Origin of the sequence: Varibaculum cambriense, from assembly GCF_032557235.1 — a bacterium.
GTDB classification, from domain to species: Bacteria; Actinomycetota; Actinomycetes; order Actinomycetales; family Actinomycetaceae; genus Varibaculum; species Varibaculum cambriense_C.
The window spans coordinates 1-6,038 of the sequence record NZ_JAWGMB010000018.1 but is presented as its reverse complement, the minus strand read 5'-3'; the positions used below and the strand labels follow the sequence as shown (position 1 = coordinate 6,038).

Here is a 6,038-nt window from a genome sequence, read left to right as displayed (position 1 = left end):
TCCCGCTAGCTCCACGAGTAGCCCCGATCAACTTCGCGTTGGTCGGGGCTTTTACTTGTTTTATCCTCTTTGTCCTGCGCTAATAGGTCGCTGGCAGACTGGAAACTAAGGGGCATGGTCGGACAAAGAAAGACACGAAAAGGCAAAAACGGGTAAGATTGAATGGTACTCAAGTGGTACTCGTTTTGGTGGTGATGGTCTTGGCCCGGCGGCGTAGCTTTGGATCAGTAAAAACCCGGGAACTGAAATCGGGTGCACGCTCGTATCTAGCGTCATTCGTAAATCCAGATACCGGTAAGAGACTTTCGCGCGCGTTTCGCTCAAAGGCAGAAGCTAACGCCTGGCTAGGGGAGCGTCACCGCGATATTCGTTCTGGAGAATTCCGTTCCCCGAGCACCGCTCCGGTTATAACGTTTTCTCAAGCATCAGAGGATTATTTAGAGCGAAAGAAAAAAGCAGGCCGTAAAGGCTCAACCATCTACACCTACACTTCCAGGCTAAATCACCCCCTGGAGCATCTTGGCTCCCGGGATTTGGCTTCGCTTACCTCTGATGACATTGAATCCTATTGTCAGAAAGCCTCCGATGACCTTACGACCGGGGCGGTGGTTAACGCTATCGTGGTAACCCGCGCCGTACTCACCTGGGCAGCAAAACGCGGATACATGGACGCCTCACAGCTAAACCGGGTTACCTGGCCAGTATTCGAGCCGGTAAAAGACCCCGAGCGCCGCCAAGTAGCAACCCCCAAGGAAGTTAAAGGCTTGGCTGCAGCTATGCCTGACCGGCTACGCCTAGCAGTCCTACTTGGCGCCTGGTGTTCTATGCGCATGGGAGAGGTCTGCGGCCTGCAACGAGCCGATTTCACCCACCTAGATAACCCGAAACTGGCAACGGTGCGCATCATTAGGCAGACCAACTCGAAAATGGGCGGAGCTTACACAGACCTTAAAACCAAAGCCGGACGCCGCGAGATATCCATACCGCCCGCCCTCGTGCCAGTAATCAAACAACACCTTAACGCCTGGGTAGCAAAAGACCCCACGGCTCCCGTATTCCCCAGAACCACTGATCCGGGTGCGCCGGTACATCACAACACGATCCGGTGCGCATTTGAGCGCGCTCGCGAACAACTCGAAATGGATTGGTTCGTGTTCCACGATCTGCGCCATACCGGGCTTACGATTTTCGCCCAGCAAGGCGCTACCCTCGCAGAGCTGCTCGAGCGTGGTGGGCATGTGGATGTGGAGGTCGCTCTTCACTATCAGCACGCGACTATAGAACGGGATAGAAAACTAGCTGCCAAAATGGATTCGCGTATCGAGGTTTAGGGTCGTTGGGGTTTCGCCTTCGTTAATTGGTGGGTATGCTAAGGATTACTAGACAATACGCGACAAATCGCGACAATTCGCGACAATACGAGGCAAGGAGAGGAAGTGGCAGACAATGACGGAGAAGACCTGCGTTCGGCAAGATTCCCGGGTGAAGAGGGAAGCGACACGTCTGGGGATTCTCTCGGTGTTCGACCTGAGCGGCAAGCACACTTACGCGGCATTTCAAACTCTTCTCCCGGCTCCCCGGGGAGCATCTCCCCTGTCGATGTGGAATCGGGCAGCGAACATGAGCCAGAGGAGTCAGAACGCCAGCAGATCATTCAGCAAACGGTAAATGCTGTTCTTCAAGAGATTCATCTGCATGTACCTCTTCGAGAGACCGATTTAGATAATTTGTCCAAGCTGCGTGACCAGCTACCTGAGATTTATGAGCAGCATGTAGAGAACATGCGGGTATCGCGTGAGCTTGAGGAGTTTCAAACTCATGCTCGCTATGAGATTCCTGCTAAATATGCGCACCGGGGGCAAGCTATGGGGTTAGCGGCAACGGTTGCTACTCTAGCTGTGGTGGCTTTTGCGGTGTGGGCGCAAGCCTATTGGATTGCTGGTGTGCTGGGTGTGATCGATTTAGTAGCTATCGCTGCGGTTTTCGGTTCAAATCAAAAACCACAAGAGCGTTAAGAGCCCGCTTAGGGTTAGGCAGGTTTGGCTCCCGTTAGCTTGTTTCGTTCAAGCAGGTTAATTTAATCGATTGTGGCGCCTTGCTGACGTAGGGTGAGGCTTTCTCGGTATTGTTCTGCTTCGGGAACATCGATGAATTCGAGGAGGTTGCCCGCGATGTCTGCTAGTTCCTTCTTTACTTCAGCTGGTGTCACGCGGAAGAACTCGCGGCGCTTGTTGATGAGGTTTACCCGCTGAGCCGCGAAGCGGTGGTGTAACTCTGTTTCTACGGATACGGCATCTTCGCTAAAGAATAGGGCGTGGACGTCAAAGTTAAATGGAACTGACGCATCGGAGAGTTCTTTTACCCGGTCTAGCGGGTTTAGTCTGCGGGTCATTCCAATTTTGACCATATCGTCTCCGAAAGACCCGATGTTTGAGATGACGTAAACGTATCCTGCCCGGATATTTGCAACGCGATAGTCAACCGATTCGATTTCTTGATCCAAGGCTGAAATCTTTGCCTGGATATCGCTAGCTTCGTCTTGTTTCCCTTGTGCAAGTAACCTATCGAGCACATTCTGATAATGGTCGTGCTCTTTTTTGAGCTTTTCTCTTTCAATCTCAAGTTCTTTTTGCGCTCGCGCTTCTTCTCTAAGCTGCACGCGGCGTTCGCGTTCTTCTTCTTTCTCAGCCTTCTTAGCGTTCTGGTAGTCCAAAGCTAACCGCAATTCCCGAATCCGCAGCCGATGATAATCTGCAGTAATTTTTAGATCCATCATTTTTCCAAGGTTGCGCACCTGCTCGCGGGCGCGCTCTAGCCGCTTTTCTGCCGCCAACCCGTTACCTGCCTTCACCGTCAGGATGCAGTTTTCAGCCTCTGCATTGTAGGAGCGGAGCATAATCTTAGAAATCGAAGCGACAAGCCTACGACCTTGGGCGGAAGATCCATTGAAAGTGAAATGCTCGTTGACACTTGTAGCAGTCTTATTTCGTATGTGCTTTTTTATCTGCTCGCGCACACTTACTAACTCATCGCCCAGGTCTATTGAATCCTTCGCCGGATGAGCGAAATCTGCTAATCCTGCTTCTACGAACGCAGTCGCATCTTTATAGACCTCGTCTATCTCTGCTAACTCTACTTTCTTATTTTCAATATCAGCGCGAATGTTAGCTTGCTTTTTCTCTATCTCTTCTAAAGAAGCCTGCACTTCTTTCAAGCGCTTTTCCGCTTCCTCTCCCTGTCTCAGCGTATCGCCGTAAGCCATATTTACTTGCTGTTGTGCTTCTTGCTGAGCCTGGAAAACTCTCTGCTGAGTAACCTGCTGGATTTGCTGTAACTCATTTTGTTGCATGATCCTAGCATTGACAACTGCCTGTTGAAGCTGAAGCAAATCTTGCCCACCAGCTTGCCCCACCACCGAGTTCAAATACTCCAGCTGAGAGTGTAGCTGGCTATAAGCCATATTCAATTGCGCATTTTGTGCTCGCAGCGTCTCTATCTGCGCCTTTTTCTTATCGCCGAACATAATTTTCCCTATCTCAGACCCGTTATGCGAAGGGCTCTAGCTCTTCCAAATCCTCACGGGCAACCCTGCCCCTACCGCGACCAAAATCAGGACGCGCAACATTATCGACTCCCGAACTGCCCGCCCCCTGCCCGGCTCCCGAACCATCCGACCCCGGAGCACTCGCGGACGCGGCAGCAGCGTTTACCTGCGCTTCTGCCTCTGCCACCACCGAAGCAGCGGTGGTGGCCACGCATTCGGCAAGTTTTGCGATTTCACCCACCGATGCCGCACGTTCCCCGCGAAGAATAATCCCTACCCGGTTCTGACTAATCCCCGTAGCCGTAGCTAACCTTTGCTGGCTAAGCCCGCTCCTGTCTACCAGCTCTTGCAGCAGCAAACTACACGCCCTATCCAGGGCGGTAACGGGTTTAGGTTTAAGAGCCATAGCCCTAGCGTAAGCCGCCAGACACGCCGAAACAACCACAACAGGTTTGACAGTAAACCCAAATCGGTTTACACTGTGAACCATGAACTTAAACCCAAATGGGGTTGCCCAGTTGAATCAAGCCGTAGCCGCAGAAGTACGCGCAGAAATCGCTCGGCAAAAGCTCCAAGTCGTCAAACTGGCACCCAAAGCCTCAATGACCAGAGACGAACTCAACTCCCGCGTAAACGGACGCGTAGCCTTCACCGCAACCGACCTCAAAAACGTTGCCGAAGCAATGGGCATCGACCCCGCGCTAATAATCAAACGCGCAGAAGAAACATTTAACCCCGCCTGCCCCACCGCTTCCGCCATGCGCCAAACAGCAGCCCCCGCCACCCCCACAACGACCACCTCCCCTAAAACCACGCCAACCGACCCCGGAGCACTCGCGGACGAGGCCGAGGCGAGTATGTGGCAGGCGGTGCTCGATCATAAGGCGCGCTGCGCTACTTGTGACACGCTACTGCAGGCACAAACGCATCTAACCGAGTTAGCGCTTACCGAGGAGGAGCGCTATATTCGCCATCTTCGCCGTCTGGCTCGCGCCGATGCCACTTCAAGGACGATGGAGTACGCATCATGAACGACCAATGTTTTATCTACTGCCTTGACTGCAGGCAGTTCGCTACCGGAACCTGCGATGAAGAAGGTATTTATCAGCTTGATTTAGACACGGAGCACCGGGGTCATTTGGTGCATGTTTTCGGTGACCCTTACACCTATCGCTACCCGATTTGCGACACGCTGATCACTTTGATGCGCGGTGGCGAAGTGCCAAAGCTGGTAATGACGTTTACCCATGCGGCTATCAAGCTGGGTTATTTAGATTATGCGCAGCGAATCTCGAGGGAAGAGGGAATCCAGGCGCAAAAGGCCAGAGCCCGCGCGGCTCAAAGCAGTAGTTTCGCGAGGCGGTCCCGCCATGGCATCTAAACATCGCTCACATTCTTCCTCCCTGGCAGGGACGGGCTTCCAAAACAATACCCCTGCCGGGGAGGGCTCAACTTCTATTTATTCAAAGGAGAACTCGTAAATGATTCGCAACCAGTTTAGCGGCGAGACCGCTAAGGATTTCTCTAGGGAATTGCAAGACCTTTACCATGCGGGGCGGGCTTTAAGTGATATTTCAGCTCCGATAGAGCTGGAGAATTACTCTAACGCCACGATCTACTCTTGGCTGCAGTCCGTATCGGCGGCGATGGCATTTTTTACCCTCGCGGCGAGCCCCGTTTATCGGCGGATTGGAAACTCTGAGATTCCTTCCGAGGTGATTAAACAAGCAGCAGAGTTCTTTGGCGATGATGCTCATGATTCTTCCTCCCCAGTAGGTGATGAAACTTCCTTGTCCACTTCTGACCCTACCGGGGAGGATCCTATCTCTGCTTTTATACGGAAGCTGCTCGGGGGCGATACTCAAGAAAATTTGGAAGAGGAGCAATAAATGCTTGCGTTAGTGAAATCTCGTGGTATTCTGCCTCTAGGTGCTCACAACACCGTAACGAGCGGTCTACCGCGATCCCGTGAGAGCGGTTTTTTCATATCGGCTTGCGTTGGCAAGCCGGGTAGCGTCCTCGCTATACAAGACCCTCCGGGGGAAAGCAGGAGGCCTGCCTCGTTACAGGTTGTGAAGTACCCGGCTCTTGCGCGTCCTCACAAAACGCCCAAGAGCCTCTCACAGAACTTAACGAGCTTTTTGGAGGACGCTATGAAGCGTTATACGGGTGTATCTGGCTCCCGGTTGGTAAAGTTCCCGCTTGCCCGAGGCGGTTGCCCGGCGTGCGCGGGTACGCATCCAGCGGGGCATGAATGGCACTGCCCGGTGCTTTCTTATTTGGTTTCTGATTTTTTGGCTCCCGGTGCGCGGCTTTCTATCGCGCAGGTGGGGTTGGTGCTCGATGCGGTGGCGTCTTTCGTGGCCGCGATGGCTACCGATACCCCCACCGGTGACGCGGCCACTGCTGGCGGCGTTGATGGTGACGGCGTGGTTGATGGTGACGGCGTGATTAGTGAGGGGGTGGCGTAGATGCGTTACCTCGATGATGAACT

General features: G+C 53.1%; 8 protein-coding genes. 6 read left to right on the top strand and 2 right to left on the bottom strand.

The window, feature by feature from the left end:
- The first annotated feature begins 173 nt into the window (after positions 1-173).
- Together E6072_RS08790 and E6072_RS08785 are read left to right on the top strand one after the other, a co-directional pair.
- Positions 174-1,331, top strand: a complete 1,158-nt coding sequence (locus E6072_RS08790; protein ID WP_316695135.1) for a tyrosine-type recombinase/integrase — start codon at positions 174-176, stop codon at positions 1,329-1,331.
- A 105-nt stretch (positions 1,332-1,436) separates the two neighbouring features.
- On the top strand, positions 1,437-2,015 hold the full coding sequence (locus E6072_RS08785) for a hypothetical protein (protein WP_316695134.1): 579 nt from the start codon (positions 1,437-1,439) through the stop codon (positions 2,013-2,015).
- A 62-nt stretch (positions 2,016-2,077) separates the two neighbouring features.
- Here the strand turns inward: E6072_RS08785 and E6072_RS08780 are convergent, their stop codons facing one another.
- Together E6072_RS08780 and E6072_RS08775 are read right to left on the bottom strand one after the other, a co-directional pair.
- Complete coding sequence (locus tag E6072_RS08780; RefSeq protein WP_316695133.1) at positions 2,078-3,523, bottom strand: DUF4041 domain-containing protein; 1,446 nt, start codon at positions 3,521-3,523, stop codon at positions 2,078-2,080.
- A 22-nt stretch (positions 3,524-3,545) separates the two neighbouring features.
- Entirely contained in the window at positions 3,546-3,950 is a 405-nt protein-coding gene (locus tag E6072_RS08775; RefSeq protein ID WP_316695131.1) for a helix-turn-helix transcriptional regulator, read from the bottom strand.
- A gap of 82 nt (positions 3,951-4,032) precedes the next feature.
- Here E6072_RS08775 and E6072_RS08770 point away from each other — a divergent pair, with 82 nt between their 5' ends.
- The 4 genes from E6072_RS08770 (at position 4,033) to E6072_RS08755 (ending at position 6,015) form a co-directional block, all read left to right on the top strand.
- Positions 4,033-4,575, top strand: coding sequence for a hypothetical protein (locus E6072_RS08770; RefSeq protein ID WP_316695130.1), 543 nt, complete (start codon positions 4,033-4,035; stop codon positions 4,573-4,575).
- Positions 4,572-4,925, top strand: a complete 354-nt coding sequence (locus E6072_RS08765; RefSeq protein ID WP_316695129.1) for a hypothetical protein — start codon at positions 4,572-4,574, stop codon at positions 4,923-4,925. The genes E6072_RS08770 and E6072_RS08765 overlap by 4 nt, the downstream gene beginning before the upstream one ends.
- Positions 4,926-5,025: 100 nt before the next feature.
- Positions 5,026-5,433: a hypothetical protein gene (locus E6072_RS08760; protein ID WP_316695128.1), complete on the top strand. Its 408-nt coding sequence runs from the start codon at positions 5,026-5,028 to the stop codon at positions 5,431-5,433.
- A 264-nt stretch (positions 5,434-5,697) separates the two neighbouring features.
- Positions 5,698-6,015, top strand: coding sequence for a hypothetical protein (locus E6072_RS08755; RefSeq protein ID WP_316695126.1), 318 nt, complete (start codon positions 5,698-5,700; stop codon positions 6,013-6,015).
- Positions 6,016-6,038: the final 23 nt, after the last annotated feature.

Bases quoted from the DNA above. Each gene is read 5' to 3' on its own strand.
- E6072_RS08780 (WP_316695133.1), bottom strand. From the start codon at position 3,523: ATGTTCGGCGATAAGAAAAAGGCGCAGATAGAGACGCTGCGAGCACAA.
- E6072_RS08775 (WP_316695131.1), bottom strand. From the start codon at position 3,950: ATGGCTCTTAAACCTAAACCCGTTACCGCCCTGGATAGGGCGTGTAGT.
- E6072_RS08770 (WP_316695130.1), top strand. From the start codon at position 4,033: ATGAACTTAAACCCAAATGGGGTTGCCCAGTTGAATCAAGCCGTAGCC.
- E6072_RS08765 (WP_316695129.1), top strand. From the start codon at position 4,572: ATGAACGACCAATGTTTTATCTACTGCCTTGACTGCAGGCAGTTCGCT.
- E6072_RS08760 (WP_316695128.1), top strand. From the start codon at position 5,026: ATGATTCGCAACCAGTTTAGCGGCGAGACCGCTAAGGATTTCTCTAGG.
- E6072_RS08755 (WP_316695126.1), top strand. From the start codon at position 5,698: ATGAAGCGTTATACGGGTGTATCTGGCTCCCGGTTGGTAAAGTTCCCG.